Below are 17,184 nucleotides of genomic sequence, written 5' to 3' on the forward strand. Positions count from 1 at the left end.
TCAGGCCGGCAGGTGACCCAATTCGCTGAGCAAATGACTCATGCGCGATTCCAGGCGCGGGCGCAGTTGCTGTTGTTGCGCCGAGTCGCGCTCGACCAGATGATCCATCGCCATTTCGAGGCGACCGATTTCGATCATCAGGTCGTGCCGCAGGTACACCGGTGCGAATTCGTTGCTGTTATCCATGCCACATCTCGTCGTTGTCTCGCATCTGGAATGCTGCAACAGGCGTGCCAGCCTGTGATACAGATCACATAATGTTTTCGCTCCCGATCACGCAGTGACCCTCTGCGTCAGCAGCTGCCGTTCACCGGCATAAATTTGCGTTTCAGTCACTTCATGTTCACGCGGTTAGGGCGATGATCGCTCCACGCAAACGGGGGTGCGGCGCTTCGCCGTGCAGTTCAAGAATTACCAGTTTCTGGCGCCCGGCAATACGGTCATCCTGGATTCCCCCTGTTCCTGAGACCGCCGGGCGCCAGATCTCTTTCAAGAGATCGCAAAAAAACGACGGCGCCCAATGGGCGCCGTCTTGCTTCCTGTCCCGGTACGCGAATGGACCCCTGCCGTCCTATCTCAGCGCGCGAATCGCGCGGCCTCTGCCCGTGAAAGTGCAGCGAATATCATGCAGAAACCATGCCAGCCATAGCAGGTAATGCCGTCGCGATGGCCGCGCATTATCATAAGCCTTTGTCCGCCGATCGATTTTACCTATCCGATGTTCCATCCGACTTCCTATGACGTGATCGTGATCGGTGGCGGCCACGCCGGCACCGAGGCCGCGCTGGCTTCGGCGCGCTGTGGTGCGCGCACGCTGCTGCTGAGCCACAACATCGAAACGATCGGCCAGATGAGCTGTAATCCGGCCATCGGCGGTATCGGCAAAGGGCACCTGGTAAAGGAAATCGACGCCTTGGGCGGCGCCATGGCACAGGCCGCCGACCGTGCCGGCATCCAATGGCGCACGCTGAACGCATCCAAGGGGCCTGCGGTGCGCGCCACCCGTTGCCAGGCCGACCGCGCGCTGTACAGGACCGCCATCCGGCGGATGGTGGAAAGCCAGCCCCGGCTGGACTTGTTCCAGCAAGCGGTGGACGACCTGTTGATCGAGCACGGACGCGCGATCGGCGTGGTGACGCAGATGGGCGTTTCTTTCCGCGCCAGGTCCATTGTGCTCACCGCCGGCACGTTCCTGGCCGGCAAGATCCACATCGGCCCCGCCCAGTACGCGGGCGGCCGTGCCGGCGACCCGCCGGCCTCCACGCTGGCGCAACGCCTGCGCGAATTGCCGGTGGCAGCCGATCGCCTGAAAACCGGCACGCCGCCGCGCATCGACCAGCGCAGCATCGATTTCAGCCAGCTGGAAGAACAGGCGGGCGACGATCCGGCGCCTGTCTTCTCTTACTTGGGTTCACGGCGCGACCACCCGCGCCAGGTCAGTTGCTGGATCACCCATACCAGCGAGCGCACGCACGCGATCATCCGCGGGGCGCTGGACCGCTCGCCGCTGTATACCGGCCAGATCGAAGGTATCGGTCCGCGCTACTGCCCCTCGATCGAGGACAAGGTGGTGCGATTCGCCGACAAGGGATCGCACCAGATCTTCATCGAACCGGAAGGACTGGACAGTTTCGAGATCTATCCGAACGGCATTTCCACTTCGCTGCCGTTCGATGTGCAGCTGGAGCTGGTGCATTCGATCAAGGGCTTCGAGCACGCCCATATCACCCGCCCCGGTTACGCCATCGAATACGACTATTTCGATCCGCGCGGACTGCACCCGTGGCTGGAAACCAAGACTGTTCCGGGTTTGTATTTCGCCGGCCAGATCAACGGCACTACCGGCTATGAGGAAGCGGCGGCGCAAGGCCTGGTCGCCGGCCTGAACGCCGCGCTGGCCGTGCAGGGCAAGGCCCCGTGGTATCCGCGCCGCGACGAAGCCTACATCGGCGTGCTGATCGACGATCTCACCAGCAATGGCACCATCGAGCCCTACCGCATGTTCACCTCGCGCGCCGAGTACCGGCTGCACCTGCGCGAGGACAATGCCGATCTGCGCTTGACCGAAACCGGCCATGCGCTGGGCGTAGTCACCCAGGCACGTGTCGATGCGTTGCGCGCCAAGCGCGAGGCAGTGGAACGGGAAGTGCAGCGCCTGGGCTTGCTGTGGGCCGCGCCCAATAATGCGCTGGGCGCGGCCATTGCGCGCCAGCTTGGCGTGACGGTGAGCCGCGAAACCAGCGCACTGGATTTGCTGCGACGGCCTGAACTCGATTACGCCAAGCTGGCCGAAGTGCCCGAATTGGGACCGGCGGTCGAGCGGGAGGATGTCGCCGCGCAGGTTGAAGTGCAAACCAAGTACGCCGGTTATCTCGAGCGCCAGCGCGAGGAAATCGAGCGCCAGCGTCGCCACGAAAATATGGCCATTCCGGCCGGCTTCGATTACGACAAGGTCCGTGGACTTTCCGCCGAAGTGCTGCTGAAACTCAAGCGCAGCCTGCCGGCAACCATCGGCCAGGCAGCCCGCATCAGCGGCGTTACGCCCGCGGCCGTCTCACTGCTGCTGGTGCACCTGAAGCGGCGCAACGCAGCTTGACCCATGGCCCTCCCGGGCCCACTCCAGTGCGAGCGCGTGGCATCATGCGCGCTGCTTTATCGAGGAATGCCCCATGGAAGTCTGGATCGGTCGACAGGGCGAACGCCACGGCCCCTATCAGGAAGAGCAAGTGCGCGAATGGCTGCGTAGCGGCCAGTTAAGCCGCGACGATCTGGGCTGGTATGAAGGCCTGGCGGACTGGCAGCCGCTGTCGGTGCTGTTTCCCCAGGACAAGCCGGCACCAGCCAATCCGTATGCGCCGCCGCCGTTGCAGCAGCAGGCCGCTTCGGTTTCCTTCGGCTATGCCGGCTTCTGGCAGCGCTTCAGCGCATGGTTCATCGATCTGATCATCCTGATGATTCCATCCATGATCGTGATGTATCTGCTTGGAGGCATGCAGGCCTATGATCACCTGCGCGAGCAACTGCAAGGCGGCGCCGACATGAGCGCCGCTTTCCGTGACTATGCCGCTGCAACGGAGACCTCCTCGTTGGTTTCGCTGGTCATCACCTTTTTCTATTACACGTTCTTCGAAGCATCCAAGTGGCAAGCAACACCCGGCAAGCTGGCGCTGCGCCTGCGCGTCACCGACGTCAACGGACAACGGATCACGCTTGGCCGCTCGGCTGCACGCAACCTCGTCAGGCTGTCGGCGCTGATTTTCGGCTTGATTCCGATCATCTGCTATCTCGCCGTGGCATGGACCCAGCGTAAACAAGGCTTGCATGATCTATGGGCCAGCACCTTCGTGCTGCATGGCACCGCGCAGGAACAACCGCCGCAACGGCCACCGTCAGGCAGCGACCACAGCCGTTTCACCGCCTGAACCCATCATTTTGCGCATGGCGCCAACCGGCAGGTTCGCGCCATTTCTTGCGTGCTGCGCGGGGGCGCGCACGCGCAACTCATGAATTCCACTTGCTTGCTATCATGAAAAATTCAAGCTGCCCAATTTCGCAGCTCGCCATCGCAACGTGGAACACCAGGGAATTCTTTCAGCCTCATGCTCAGCATTGAACAACGCATTGCCCAGGACATCGCCGCCAAATCGGAGCAGGTACGCGCAGCCGTGGAACTGCTCGATGGCGGCGCCACCGTGCCCTTCATCGCACGCTATCGCAAAGAAACCACCGGTGGCCTCGACGATACGCAGTTGCGCCTGCTGGAAGAGCGCCTGCGCTACCTGCGCGAACTGGAAGAACGGCGCGCGGCGATCCTCTCGAGCATCGAGGAACAGGGCAAGCTCAGCGATGCCTTGAAAAGCGACATCCTCGCCGCCGATACCAAGGCACGACTGGAAGATCTATACCTGCCCTACAAGCCCAAGCGCCGCACCAAGGCGCAGATCGCGCGCGAAGCAGGCTTGGAGCCGCTCGCTACCGGATTGCGGGAGGATCCTGCGCAATCACCCGAAGCGTCCGCCGAGCGGTTCGTCGATGCCGAAAAAGGCGTACCGGACGTGCGCGCAGCGCTCGATGGCGCCCGCGCGATACTGATGGAAAGCATTGCCGAGGACGCGCAATTGCTCGGCGAACTGCGCGATTGGCTGTGGGAGAAAGGCCAGATTCGCGCCAAGGTGGTCGAGGGCAAGGAGAACGAGGGCGCGAAATTCCGCGACTATTTCGATCACATGGAAGCGATCGGCAAGATTCCCTCGCATCGCCTGCTTGCGCTGATGCGCGCCCGCAACGAAGGGGTGATCGAGCTTGAGCTCGCTCCTGGCACGGATACCGAACAAGGCCATCAGGAAGGCGAAGGTCGCGTGGCCGCGCATGCCGGCATTATCGACCGCGGTCGCGCGGCCGATGCGTGGCTGCGCGAAACCGTGCGCCTCACCTGGCGGGTCAAGCTGCATTTGCATCTCACGCTGGATCTGTTCGGCCGCGTGCGCGAAGGCGCGGAAGACGAAGCGATCCGCGTGTTCGGCGACAATCTCAAGGATCTCATGCTGGCCGCACCGGCCGGCGCCAAGACGGTAATGGGGCTGGATCCCGGTATCCGCACCGGCGTGAAAGTGGCGGTAGTCGATCCGACCGGCAAGTTGCTCGCTACCGATACCATCTATCCGCACGAACCGCGCAAGCAGTGGGATCAGTCGCTTGCGCGCCTAGCCGTATTGAGCAAGCAGCATGGCGTCAACTTGATCGCGATCGGCAACGGCACGGCCTCGCGCGAAACCGACAAGCTGGCAGGCGAACTGATCAAGAAGCACGCCGACCTGAAGCTTTCCAAGATCGTGGTGAGTGAGGCTGGCGCGTCGGTGTATTCCGCTTCCGAAACGGCGGCCAAGGAATTTCCTGATCTGGATGTCAGCTTGCGCGGTGCGGTATCTATTGCCCGACGCCTGCAGGATCCGTTGGCGGAACTGGTGAAAATCGAGCCGAAGGCGATCGGCGTAGGCCAATACCAGCATGATGTGAACCAGGTAAAACTGGCACGCGCGCTGGACGCCAAGGTGGAGGATTGCGTGAACGCGGTCGGCGTCGATGTGAATACCGCCTCCGCCGCCTTGCTTTCGCGGGTCGCCGGCCTCACGCCCAGCGTGGCGGAGAACGTGGTGAAGCACCGCGATGCCCACGGACCGTTTCCCAATCGCAAGGCGCTGTTGAAAGTGCCTCGCCTGGGCGACAAGGCGTTCGAGCAATGCGCGGGCTTCCTGCGCATCAGTAACGGGGACAATCCGCTGGATGCGAGTTCGGTGCATCCGGAAACCTATCCCGTGGTCGAGCGCATCATCGCGCAGTGCGGACGCGAGGTGAAAGCGGTGATCGGCGACATCACTTTTCTGCGCGGACTCAAACCGGAGCAGTACACCGACGAACGCTTTGGCGTACCCACGGTGCGCGATATCCTCAAAGAGCTGGAAAAGCCCGGCCGCGACCCACGCCCCGAATTCGTGGCGCCGAGCTTTGCCGAAGGCGTGGAGGATCTGAAAGACCTGCAACCGGGCATGATCCTGGAGGGCCGCGTCACCAACGTGGCCGCATTCGGTGCCTTTGTCGATATCGGTGTGCACCAGGATGGCCTGGTCCATGTGTCCGCGCTCTCGCACACCTTCGTAAAAGATCCGCGCGATGCGGTGAAAGCCGGGGATATCGTGAAGGTCAAGGTGATGGAAGTGGATATTCCGCGCCAGCGCATCGGGCTGAGCATGCGGCTGGATGACGAACCCGGGCAGGTCCGGTCTCGCTCCGGCAGCGGCGAAGCTCGAGGCGGACCGCGTGAGAACCGTGAACCCAAGCGAGGCGTACCGCCATCGAAGCCGGCGGCCGCCCCGACCAATAGCGCCTTTGCGGATGCTTTCACGCGGGCCCTTAAACGGTAAGGCGTCCGGGTTGTTTGCGCCGCAGCATGCGCTACCGTATGGCATGCATTAACGTAACGCCCTTATAACAAAGCAGGAGCACCCGCATGTTCCACCCTCGCAAGATCGCTGGCGCCGTGGCGCTGGCCCTCGGTCTCGTTGGTGCCGCCCAGGCCACGAGCAATCCAAACCCGACGTTTAACGGCTTTATCGCTTTTGGCGACAGCCTGAGCGATGCGGGCAATATCTCGCTCGCGACGAATCCCAGCGTCCAGCCGCCGCTGGAATTCACCACCAATCCCGGCGCGGTGGTGGTACAGAATGTCGCCAGTGCGCTGGGCCATCCGCTGACGGCATCGCTTGTCGGAGGTTCCGATTACGCCTGGGGCGGCGCGGGTGTATTGAACAATTCGCCCGGCACCCCGGCGCTGGTGCCGACGCTCACGACGCAGATCGACGGCTACCTGGCCAGCGGCACGGTGAACAGCCGTGCCCTGTATTCGGTCTGGGGCGGCGCTAACGACATTTTCTATGCGGCGACGGCCGCAATTGCCGCCGCCGCCGTGCCGGCACTGGTCCAGCAGACCATCCAGAGTGAGGTTACGCAGGCCATCGCCGGCGGCCTGATTCCCCCCAATAACCCCGCCGCCATCGCCGCGTTTACCGCGCAGATCACGCCAACCGTGACGCAGCAGGTCGAGGCCGCCGTGGCCGCGCAGGCTGGTGTGGCCAGCCTGCAGACACAAGCCCAGGCGCAAGCCAGCGTCGTCGCCGCCGCGCAGCAGGAAGTGAAACTGATCGGCCAGCTGCAAGGCGCGGGCGCCAGGAATATCCTGGTATTCAATTTGCCCAATATCGGCCTGACCCCCGAGGCCACCGAGGAAGGCGCGACCGCAGCCTCTGCGCTGACCACCCTGAGCGTGGTCTTCAACGGCCAGCTCAATGCAGGCGTGGGACAGCTGGGCAAAGGCATCATCCCCGTCAATACGTTCGCGCTGCTCAACCAGGTCATCGCCAATCCGGGCGCCTATGGTTTTACCAACGTGACCACGCCGGCCTGCGGCGTTGGCTCCAGCTCGGTGGCATGCGGCCCGCAAGGTTCCGGCCTGCCTTACACCTACGCTCCGGGCACCAACGAAAGCTATCTGTTTGCGGACGGCGTGCATCCGACCACCGCGGCAGACCGCATGCTGGCCCAGGCGGTGCTGTCGGAACTGGCGGCGCCGCAGCAGATCTCGTTGCTGCAGGAGGCGCCGCTCGCCGCGATCACCACGCAGACTTCCGTGGTGCGCAACCAGATGATGGCCGATCAGTTCGGCAGTCCCACACGCGCGTTCGCCAGCATCAGCTACTCGAACCAGCAATTCGACCAGAGCGCGGGCGCTCCCAAGACCACCAGCAACAATGTTGACTTGACCGTGGGCGCCGATGTGCGCGCCAGCGACAACATTTCGGCAGGCGTGGCGCTGGGTATCGGCGAACATTACGCCGATGTCAGTGGCGGTGGCGGTTACGATCTGCAGGCACTCACTGGCCTGGGTTATCTGACGTGGCATTCGGGCGGTGCGTATGCAGGCGCTTATGGCGATTTCGGCCAAGCCAGCTACACCAATATCAATCGTGTGTTCGATATCGGCGGCTACCGCACCAACGAAAACGGCAAGACCGACGGTTCCTATGTCGGCATGGGCCTGCATGGCGGATACTGGTTCGATGTATCGGGCTTCAAGACGGGTCCGTTCGCCAACATCGAATACCAGAACATCAAGATCAACGGCTACAGCGAAGGTGGCAACGATGCCACGGCCATGTGGTTTGGCCGGCAGGAACGCAATGCGCTGATCAGTACCCTGGGCTGGAGCTTGCAGGGCCATTGGCAGACGCACGGCATGGACCTGGCGCCGTATGTCGAACTGGGCTGGAATCATGACAGCCGCGCCAGCACCGACATGGTGACCGCAGGCTTGAACAGCATGAACGGTAGTTTCGAAATGGCCGGCTTTACGCCCGACAAGAATTGGGGTTCGGCCAATGTAGGAGTGCTGGCGCAGTTCACGTCCAACATCTCCGGCTGGATCGCCTACAACGGTCACTTCGCGGATGACAGCCAGCGCTACAACGGTGTGAACCTGGGTTTGAAGTTCGGCTTCTAAGCCGGCTTCCACCTGGAGCAAAAAAGCCGTCCATTGCGGACGGCTTTTTTATGCGTCGTACTTTGTTGTGCGACAGGCTTATTTGCCTTTGCCGCCCGTGGCCAGGTTGAGCGTGTCCTTGGCCTGCTGCTGCAGGTTGGCGGCGTCGCTGTCGCTCAGCGTATCGGTATTGCCGCCGGCTTCATGCGTTTTCAGCACCAGCGAGCCATCGTCGCCCCAACCGGCGGTATCCACCGACGAAGGCCTGGCCGTCTGGCTGGACTTTTTCTGCTGCTGCACCACCCACGGCTTGCCATCTTTATAGGCATAGTCAGTGCTGGTGAAACCCTTGTCGCCGTAATCGACCAGCTCACGAATGAATTTCACCTGCCCGCCGTCACGGAATACCTGCCACGCGCGCGATGCGTTGGGCTCCAGCTTGGTACCCGTGGAACGCTTCATGCCACCGATCTGCTTCTGCACACCCTGGAAAGCGGCCAGCAGCTTTTCACCCGGGGTCTGCTCTGGAGCGAGTTCCACCGCCACATTGGTAGTGGGGCTGCCCTTGGTCAACACCGGCGCCTGCAACGGCATGGTGTAGTGGCGGTCGCCATCGGTCAGCTCGGCTTGCACGATGTACAGATCATTGCCAGCCACGTCGGCCGGGTTGAAATCCAGCTCGAACGGCAGCGGGAAGGTGGTGGCCGGTGCGATGGTCTTGGTCGCGAGCGGAGCCGATCCTTGCGCCGTCACATCCAGCAGTTTGATTTCGAGTTTGTCCTGCGCGGATGGCGTGATGCCGCCGCGAAGGGTGACGGTGCCAGTAATACTGTGCGCAGGACCGGTCGGCGCGGCGGCCGAACCATCCGTGCCAGCCGGCGACGACGGGTTGGAAGAATTGTTGCAGCCGGCTAGAGCAACCGCTGCCACTGCCATCAGCGACCAAACAACGCTGCGCATGAGATGAAACCTCGGGTTGGATCGATTCGAACGCGGATTTTACGGGACGCAATGCGCCGCAAACATTCGCGGGGGAGCCCCGAAGAATAGCCCAAACTCCCTGCATGGAAAAGTCAATGGGATCGCAGCTCCATGCGCTCGCGTATGGAGCTGTGGTAAGGGAACACGGCATTACGCGAATTCCAGGTGCGGCGTCATACATGCCTGCCGCCAAATGGAGGGCTCGATCACGTGCCCAGGCATCCGGTAATCGGCCCAATTACGCGCGGCCTTTGCTTACCGCAGGGGAAATCGTCGTACCTAAATTGGCGCTGGCGCCAACCAGTCGGCTTGAGAGCCAGCGCATTTTCTTGCCCTGCCAGGATTCCACGTGTCAACCCTGGTCAAACTGAAGCGTTTATGCGCCGGACAATCCCTAAAAAACGCATCGCCATTCGCAATTTGTTACGATACATCAAGAAATTGCCACGCCGCCATTTTTTTAATGGCGGCTCTGGCGGGCGAAAAGGGCTTGGGATGAATTCACTAGCGCAGCACCAGAAACACCTGCGGAAATGTCGATGAATCTGCAAATAAATACGGCTCCCGAATCCCATTCCACTTTTGCCGACCGCATTAAATTGCTTATCCAGCGAGTCGGCAGCGTTACCGAAATCGCACGCATGTGCGGCTTTTCGGAAGGAGTCGTGCGTAGCTGGAGAGACGGCAACACGGACCCCTCGCGTGCGCGCTGCGTGACCCTGGCACGCACACTCGGTATCTCACTGGTTTGGCTGGTGGCCGGCGAAGGCGCCATGCAAATCGATCCCAGCGCATTGACATCCGATGACACGAGCGGCAACAGCGCCGATACGTTGTCGCAACGCCAGCGTATCAAGCTGCGCACCGCCGCCGATACGCTCGAAGCCAATGGCATGGATGCGCAAAGGCTGAACACTGCGCTGCGGATCCTGCAATCTGAATTGGATTTGGCCGATAGTCGCCTGACGCTGGCGGAGAACGCCGACATGTTGGCCGAGCTCTATGACATCCTTGGCCCTGGCGGCAACGATGTCGACGCGACAGCGATGGTGACGTTCAATCACCGGCTTGCCGAACGGCTGAAGGGCCGGCCTGCTGGCCGTCTGACTTCCTGAGTTGTCCGCAAGGTTGGCGCAGCGAATAAAACACGGCAGCCTTGGCTGCCTTTTTTTATGCTCGAACTGCGTTTACAAGCGCGCGATATCCGCGATCGCCGTGAATTGCGCCTTGAGGTGCCCGAGTAAGGCAAGCCGATTGGCACGCACCGCCGGATTCTCGGCGTTGACCAACACGCTGTCGAAAAACGCATCGACCGGCGCGCGCAGCTGGGCAAGCCGCGCCAGTACGCCAGCGTAATCACGGCGCTGCAAAGCGGCGGCATTGTCGGCCTGGGCGGCTTCCAGCGCCTGCGCCAGCGCACGTTCGGCGTCCGCTTCGAAATGCGCAGGATCGACATGACTGCCGATGCTTTGTGCGCCATGTTCTTCCTGCTGTTTGCGCAGGATATTGGCAACACGCTTATTGGCGCCGGCAAGACTGGCCGCCTCGGGATGACGGCCGAATTCGACCACGGCACGCAGGCGACGATCGAAATCCACCAGGCTGGTCGGTGCAACCGCCAGCACGGCTTCATATTGCTCGACGGTAAAACCTTGCTCGGCGTAGTAGCCGCGCAAGCGGTCGAGCATGAAATCGCTGAGCTCGGTTACCAGTGCGGCACGCCGCTGCCCAGCATCGAAGATCGGCGTTTTGCCATCCTTTCCTGGCTTGATGCCAGCGCTCAACGCGGCATCGGGTAACAGTTCCAAGGCTTCTGCGAGCACACCTTCATGATCGAGATCGAGTTCGCCTTCGATCATGGTGCGGGCCAGACCCAAGGCGGCGCGCCGCAACGCGAACGGATCCTTGTTGCCGCTGGGCTTGAGGCCCACGGCAAAAATGCCGGCAAGCGTATCGATGCGTTCGGCCACGGCAAGTACTTGCCCTAGCTTGCCCGCGGCAATCGAGTCACCCGCAAAACGCGGCTGGTAGAAGCTGTCCAATGCCTCGGCGACATCAGCCGGTTCCTTGTCGTGGCGCGCGTAATAGCGGCCCATCACGCCCTGCAATTCCGGGAACTCGCCGACCATGCGAGTAAGCAGGTCGCACTTGGCCAGGCTGGCTGCGCGTGTCGCCAGCGCAGCATCCACGCCCACGCGATTGGCAATAATGCGGGCCAGCTCGGCCACGCGGATGCTTTTATCCCACAGGCTGCCAAGCGCCTGCTGATAGGTGACGTGCTTGAGCGCCTCCTGATAACTGGCAAGCGGCGCCTTGAGGTCTTCGTCCCAGAAGAATTTTGCATCGGCGAAACGCGGGCGGATCACGCGCTCATAACCCTTGCGGATCTCGCTCGGCTGCTTGCTGTCAATATTGGCGATGCCGATGAAATGCTCTGTCAGCACACCCTGCGCATCGAACACCGGCACGAACTTCTGGTTGGCCTCCATGGTGGTGACCAATGCTTCGGGCGGCACGTTGAGAAACTCGCGCTCGAAGGCGCAGGCGATCGCTACCGGCCATTCGGTGAGGTTGGCGATTTCATCCAGCAGCGCGCCGTCGAGCCGGGGCGTACCGCCTGTCTGCCGGGCCACGCGCGCGACCTCATCGCGAATGCGTTGCCGGCGCTCGATCGGATCGGCGAGCACCTTGGCCGCGCGCATCGCATCCAGCCAGCTGTCGGCGTCAGCCACGTGCACGGGTTGCGGATGCATGAAGCGATGGCCGCGCGACTGGCGTCCGCTTTTCAAGCCGAGGACTTCACCGTCCACGATCTCGGAGCCATGCAGGATCACCAGCCAATGAACAGGACGCACGAAGGTGTAGTCGTGGTCGGCCCAGCGCATGGGCTTGGGTATTGGCAAGCCTTTGAGCGCCTCGTCAACGATTTCCGGCAGCAGCGCGGCGACCGGCTGGCCGGCCTTGATCGTGCGGAAGACAAACCAGGCGCCCTTGTCGGTTTCCAGCTTTTCCAGCTGGTCGACGCCGACACCGCACGATTGGGCAAAGCCAATCAGCGCCTTGCCGGGATTGCCTTGCGCATCCATCGCCGCGCCTACGGCCGGACCTCGGCGTTCCAACGCTTGCTCCGGTTGCGCGGTAGCTACGTCCGGGATATGGACGGCCAGACGACGGGGCGTAACGTATAGTTTTGCCTGCTCAAGCGCAGCGGCGATGCCGCGTTTGCCGAGACCCTCGCGGATGCCGCGCAGGAACGATGCGCCCAGTTCGTCCAGCGCCTTGGGCGGCAGTTCTTCCGTGCCCAGTTCGATGAGCAACGACTTGAAGGCGCTCATGCGGCTTGCTCCTTCCTGTTCTTTAGGCCGGGAAAGCCAAGCTTTTCGCGTTGTGCTACGTATGTTTCAGCCACGCTGCGCGATAGCGCGCGCACGCGCAGGATGTAGCGCTGACGCTCGGTGACGCTGATGGCGCGGCGTGCGTCGAGCAGGTTGAATGTGTGGCTGGCCTTCATCACCTGCTCGTAGGCTGGCAACGGCAATGCGGCGGCGATCAGTTTGGTGGCTTCGCCTTCGCATACGTCGAACCAGCGCAGCAGTTCGGCGACATTGGCATGCTCGAAGTTATAGGTACTCTGCTCTACTTCGTTTTGATGGAAGACATCGCCATAAGTGACCTTGCCGTGCGGGCTTTCGGTCCAGACCAGGTCGTAGACGTTGTCCACGTTCTGCAGATACATCGCCAATCGCTCCAGGCCGTAGGTAATCTCGCCCGTCACCGGCCTGCATTCCAGGCCGCCGGCCTGCTGGAAGTAGGTAAACTGCGTAACTTCCATGCCGTTGAGCCAGACCTCCCAGCCCAGGCCCCAGGCGCCCAAGGTCGGCGACTCCCAGTTGTCCTCCACGAAGCGCAGGTCGTGCACCTGCGGATCGAGGCCGAGCTCCTTCAACGAGCCTATGTAGAGCTCGAGGATATTCTCGGGATTGGGCTTCATGACCACCTGGTACTGGTAGTAATGCTGCAGGCGATTCGGATTCTCGCCATAGCGGCCGTCGGTGGGACGCCTCGAGGGCTGCACGTATGCCGCCGCCCAAGGCTCGGGCCCAAGCGCACGCAGGAAAGTGGCGGGGTGGAACGTGCCGGCCCCGACCTCGGTATCGAGCGGCTGCAACAATACACAGCCCTGCGCCGCCCAGTAGCGGTTGAGGGTCTGGATCACATCCTGGAAAGTAGGTGCGGACATCGCTTTCCGTAACCTTATGTAAAGCGCGTTAGTATAGCCGCAGCGCATCTTTCCGCCGTTTTCCAGGCAACCGATGCCATTCGGGAATCCACAGATGGCAGCAACCCAACAAATCGCCTCCATGCTCGGCCGCCGTGGCCGACTGGCCCTGGATGACGTGCTGGCCGCCCTGGTTGTGGATGGTTATCTATCGGCTGACGCTGCCAAGCAGCTGCGAATGGGCCATCGCGCCGGCCGTAGCACCATCGAATTGAATCCACTGGTAGTGATCGCCAATGCCAAGCTCACCAATCTGCGTGAGCCCGCACGACCGTTAAGCCTTGAAGGGTTGACCGAATGGCTGGCCGGCCAGGCAGACCTTCCGTACCTGAAAATCGATCCCATGAAAATCAACGTGGCGACCGTCACCCAGGTGGTCAGCCATGCCTATGCCCAACGCCACCGGATCCTGCCGGTCGCGGTGACGCCAGGGGAAGTCACCTTTGCGACAGCCGAGCCGTTTGATAACAGCTGGGCCAAGGACCTGGCGCAAATGCTGCGCCGGGACGTGCACCGCGTAGTCTCCAGCCCGATCGACATTAACCGCTATTTGCAGGAATTCTACGGCGTCCAGCGCTCGATCCAGCTGGCCCGGGACGCCAAGAACCAGACTGGTTACGATTCCTCGGCGCTCCTGAATTTCGAGCAGTTGCTGGAATTGGGCAAAGCCGGCGAGGTAGGAGCGGATGATCGACACGTAGTGCATATTGTCGATTGGCTGCTGCAATACGCTTTCGAGCAGCGCGCCTCGGACATCCACCTGGAACCGCGCCGCGAAGCAGGCTTGATGCGTTTCCGCATCGACGGCGTGATGCATAAGGTGTTCGAGCTGCCGCCACCGGTGATGACGGCGGTGACCTCGCGCATCAAGATTCTTTCACGCATGGATGTGGCGGAAAAGCGCCGTCCCCAGGATGGCCGCATCAAGACACGCGCCACCTCCGGGCGTGAAGTGGAATTGCGCATTTCCAGCATGCCGACCGCGTTTGGCGAAAAGCTGGTCATGCGTATTTTCGATCCGGATGTGGTCGCCAAGGATTTCTCGCAACTCGGGTTTTCTGCGGCCGAAGACATATTGTGGCGAAGCATGGTGGAGCGTCCGCACGGGATCGTGCTGGTGACCGGCCCCACTGGCTCGGGCAAGACGACCACGCTTTATTCGACGCTCAAGCATCTGGCTACGCCCGACATCAACGTTTGCACGGTCGAGGACCCGATTGAAATGGTCTCGCCCGAGTTCAACCAGATGCAGGTACAGGCCTCGATCGACCTGGATTTCGCCGCCGGTGTCCGCACGCTGTTGCGACAGGATCCGGACATCATCATGATCGGCGAAATTCGCGACCTGGAAACGGCGCAGATGGCGGTTCAGGCATCGCTGACCGGACACCTGGTGCTGTCGACCCTGCACACCAATGACGCGCCCAGCGCGGTGACACGCTTGCTCGATCTGGGCGTGCCGCATTATCTCATTCAGTCGACGCTGACCGGGGTGGTCGCGCAGCGACTCGTGCGCACGTTGTGTCCCCATTGCAAGCTCGAGACGCACCAGGATCCGCACGAATGGGCGGTGCTGACGCACGGCTGGTCGCTCGCGATTCCCGAGCGCGTCTTCAAGCCAGCCGGGTGTCTGGAGTGCCGCAATACCGGTTTCCTTGGGCGTACCGGCATCTATGAAATGATGGCATTGAGTCCACGGCTGCGCGGCATGGTCGGCGCACAACTCGACCTGCTGCGCTTTGGTCATGCGGCGCTGGGGGAAGGTATGCGCCCGTTGCGCATCTCCGCCGCGGACCAGGTTGTGCGCGGCGTGACGACCGTGCAGGAAGTGCTGACCGCACTGCCCCCGGTCGAACATATTGAAGATTCACCCTGATCGCCTGCCCGGTCTGCCTCTGACGCATGAATCCCATCCTGATCATCCGTACTGGTCAAGCTCCCGCCAACATCCGTGCACGTCATGGCGATTTTCCGCATTGGTTCCGGCTTGGCGCAGAATTGGCTGCGCAGCGAATACACGTCGTCGACGTGGCGGCAGGCGAAACGTTGCCGTCTCCGCAGAGCGTTTCCGGCGCGTTGATCACGGGTTCTGCCGCCATGGTCACCGATCGATCGCCATGGAGCGAGCGCACCGCGGGCTGGATCCGCAATGCCATGGATATCGACCTGCCACTGTTGGGCGTGGGTTACGGCCACCAGCTGATGGCTCATGCGCTGGGCGGCCAAGTCGATTATCTGCCGGGCGGCCGTGAGATCGGTACCATACCGATCGATTTACTGCCCGGCGCAGAAAAGGATCCGCTAGCCGCACTGCTGCAACCTCAATTTCGCGCCCATGCGACGCATGAGCAAAGCGTCCTGGACCTCCCCAAGGGAGCCTGTGTACTGGCTCGCTCGTCGCGTGATCCGCATCATCTGGTCCGTTATGGTCGCAATGCCATCAGCACGCAGTTCCATCCCGAGTTCAATGCGGACGTGATGCGGGCATACATCAAGCGCAAGCATCACGACATGCATCGCGAAGGTTTCGACCCGCAACTCGCCTTCAGGCAGGTCGCGGCGACACCGATCGCCCGGCGCCTGCTGAAGATGTTTTCAAGGCATCACGGGCTTGACCGCGGATCCCGCTAGAGAGCTCTAGCGATGGCGGGGCGGCATCGGAAACGGCGTTACCTTTTGGCCGTCCGCCGCATCGCGGATGGCAAGCGCACCTTTGCGCTCCACTTCTTCGATCCTTACAACTGCCTGCATGGGCAGGTGTAGCACACGTGTATCCTGGAATTCTTCGCGTAGGCGCTCTTCCGTTGGATCGACAACCAGGCCTTCACCGGCAGGCTCAAAGACCAGATCGCCTACTTCAGTAAATCCCCACAAGCCACTCGAAGCCACATGATGGGCATAAAGCTCATAGCATTTGCCCAGATGCAGAAAGGTGACCTTAAAGAGTTTTTTATTGCGCATGGCGAGATTTTACCGCCGCATGCGGCGCACGATCGCGCCACGGGACAAGAAAGCGAACATGACCCCGAATAAAAATCCGGCCACATGGGTCCACCAGGCATAGCCGCCATAACTTGGGCCTACATAGCTAAAGAGCAATTGCAGCAAGGCCCAGATACCGATCAACAGGAATGCCGGCACGCGCACGAATTCGAGATAGAACCCCAACGGCAATACCAGGCCAAGGCGCGCTCGTGGAAACAGCGAAACATAAGCTCCCAGCACTGCGGAAACGGCGCCACTGCAACCAATGATCGGCCTGATCACTCCAGCCAATGACATTGCCCCAACGAAATTGGCCACCATGCCACCCAGTAGAAATAGCACCAGGAACCGGACCGATCCCAGTGTTCTTTCCGCCGGTATGCCAAAGATCATCAGGAACAACAGGTTGCTCAACAAATGCAGCCAAGCGACATGGATGAACAACGCAGTGACAAGGCGCAACAGGGCTGGATCGCGCAATTGCTGCGACAGTGGCTGGTGGGCATCAAAAATATTGGCCGGAATCGTGCCCCATTCCAATAGGAAGGTCACACGGCGCGGTGGTTGCATCAGGGCCAGCACGATAAAGGTCGCCACGCAAATGGAAACCAGCAACATCGCAGCCCAATACAGGCGCGGTTGACGTCGGGTTTCGACATTTACGAACACGTTTCCCCCTGAAAACCTGGCTGGACTGTTCCGATGATGATCATAGGCGATAAACAAACCCTGTTCCCGCCCATGCCTGACGAGGAGACCCCAGAAAGAAAGGAGCAAAAAAAACCCTCTCCAGGAGGAGAGGGTTTTGAGGATAAAGCCCCTGGCGGTGACCTACTCTTGCATGCATGGGCACACTACCATCGGCGCAGCTGCGTTTCACTTCCGAGTTCGGGATGGGATCGGGTGG

Annotated in this window: 14 protein-coding genes and 1 rRNA gene; 8 read left to right on the forward strand and 7 right to left on the reverse strand. The window is 61.4% G+C overall.

Annotated features, from left to right (window positions below):
• Positions 1-186, reverse strand: a complete 186-nt coding sequence (locus tag ISP15_RS12710; RefSeq protein ID WP_404547886.1) for a hypothetical protein — start codon at positions 184-186, stop codon at positions 1-3.
• A gap of 532 nt (positions 187-718) precedes the next feature.
• Between ISP15_RS12710 and mnmG the strand changes: the two genes are divergently transcribed.
• The 4 genes from mnmG to ISP15_RS12730 all read left to right on the forward strand — a co-directional run bounded on the left by mnmG (position 719) and on the right by ISP15_RS12730 (position 8,053).
• Positions 719-2,596, forward strand: coding sequence for a tRNA uridine-5-carboxymethylaminomethyl(34) synthesis enzyme MnmG (gene mnmG / locus ISP15_RS12715; protein WP_404547887.1), 1,878 nt, complete (start codon positions 719-721; stop codon positions 2,594-2,596).
• Between the two features lie 73 nt (positions 2,597-2,669).
• Positions 2,670-3,422: an RDD family protein gene (locus ISP15_RS12720; protein WP_404547888.1), complete on the forward strand. Its 753-nt coding sequence runs from the start codon at positions 2,670-2,672 to the stop codon at positions 3,420-3,422.
• A 177-nt stretch (positions 3,423-3,599) separates the two neighbouring features.
• A complete protein-coding gene (locus tag ISP15_RS12725) occupies positions 3,600-5,921 on the forward strand; it encodes a Tex family protein (protein ID WP_404547889.1) in 2,322 nt (773 codons plus the stop codon).
• An 86-nt stretch (positions 5,922-6,007) separates the two neighbouring features.
• On the forward strand, positions 6,008-8,053 hold the full coding sequence (locus ISP15_RS12730) for an autotransporter outer membrane beta-barrel domain-containing protein (protein ID WP_404547890.1): 2,046 nt from the start codon (positions 6,008-6,010) through the stop codon (positions 8,051-8,053).
• Between the two features lie 78 nt (positions 8,054-8,131).
• Here ISP15_RS12730 and ISP15_RS12735 read toward each other — a convergent pair whose 3' ends face one another.
• A complete protein-coding gene (locus ISP15_RS12735) occupies positions 8,132-8,992 on the reverse strand; it encodes a YbaY family lipoprotein (protein ID WP_404547891.1) in 861 nt (286 codons plus the stop codon).
• A gap of 370 nt (positions 8,993-9,362) precedes the next feature.
• On the opposite strand from ISP15_RS12735, the gene ISP15_RS12740 reads away from it, so the two are divergent.
• Positions 9,363-9,512, forward strand: a complete 150-nt coding sequence (locus tag ISP15_RS12740) for a hypothetical protein (protein WP_404547893.1) — start codon at positions 9,363-9,365, stop codon at positions 9,510-9,512.
• 40 nt (positions 9,513-9,552) lie between these two features.
• Complete coding sequence (locus ISP15_RS12745) at positions 9,553-10,128, forward strand: helix-turn-helix domain-containing protein (RefSeq protein ID WP_404547894.1); 576 nt, start codon at positions 9,553-9,555, stop codon at positions 10,126-10,128.
• Positions 10,129-10,200: 72 nt separating this feature from the next.
• On the opposite strand, the gene glyS is transcribed toward ISP15_RS12745, so the two are convergent.
• Both glyS and glyQ read right to left on the reverse strand, forming a co-directional pair.
• Positions 10,201-12,348 carry a glycine--tRNA ligase subunit beta gene (glyS, locus tag ISP15_RS12750; RefSeq protein WP_404547896.1) on the reverse strand — a complete coding sequence of 716 codons (2,148 nt, stop codon included), beginning with the start codon at positions 12,346-12,348 and terminating at the stop codon, positions 10,201-10,203.
• A complete protein-coding gene (glyQ, locus tag ISP15_RS12755) occupies positions 12,345-13,253 on the reverse strand; it encodes a glycine--tRNA ligase subunit alpha (protein ID WP_404547897.1) in 909 nt (302 codons plus the stop codon). The genes glyS and glyQ overlap by 4 nt, the downstream gene beginning before the upstream one ends.
• A 94-nt stretch (positions 13,254-13,347) precedes the next feature.
• On the opposite strand from glyQ, the gene ISP15_RS12760 reads away from it, so the two are divergent.
• On the forward strand, positions 13,348-15,168 hold the full coding sequence (locus tag ISP15_RS12760) for a GspE/PulE family protein (RefSeq protein ID WP_404547899.1): 1,821 nt from the start codon (positions 13,348-13,350) through the stop codon (positions 15,166-15,168).
• Between the two features lie 26 nt (positions 15,169-15,194).
• Positions 15,195-15,923: a glutamine amidotransferase gene (locus tag ISP15_RS12765; RefSeq protein WP_404547900.1), complete on the forward strand. Its 729-nt coding sequence runs from the start codon at positions 15,195-15,197 to the stop codon at positions 15,921-15,923.
• A gap of 6 nt (positions 15,924-15,929) precedes the next feature.
• On the opposite strand, the gene ISP15_RS12770 is transcribed toward ISP15_RS12765, so the two are convergent.
• The 3 genes from ISP15_RS12770 to rrf form a co-directional block, all read right to left on the reverse strand.
• On the reverse strand, positions 15,930-16,253 hold the full coding sequence (locus ISP15_RS12770) for a DUF1820 family protein (protein ID WP_404547901.1): 324 nt from the start codon (positions 16,251-16,253) through the stop codon (positions 15,930-15,932).
• Positions 16,254-16,262: 9 nt separating this feature from the next.
• Positions 16,263-16,946 (reverse strand): rhomboid family intramembrane serine protease, encoded by a 684-nt coding sequence (locus tag ISP15_RS12775; RefSeq protein ID WP_404547902.1) that lies wholly within the window; start codon positions 16,944-16,946, stop codon positions 16,263-16,265.
• A gap of 149 nt (positions 16,947-17,095) precedes the next feature.
• Positions 17,096-17,184 (reverse strand): 5S ribosomal RNA (gene rrf, locus ISP15_RS12780); the annotation flags it as partial.

Source organism: Dyella jejuensis, assembly GCF_044904675.1.
In the GTDB taxonomy this organism is placed as follows: domain Bacteria; phylum Pseudomonadota; class Gammaproteobacteria; order Xanthomonadales; family Rhodanobacteraceae; genus Dyella_B; species Dyella_B jejuensis.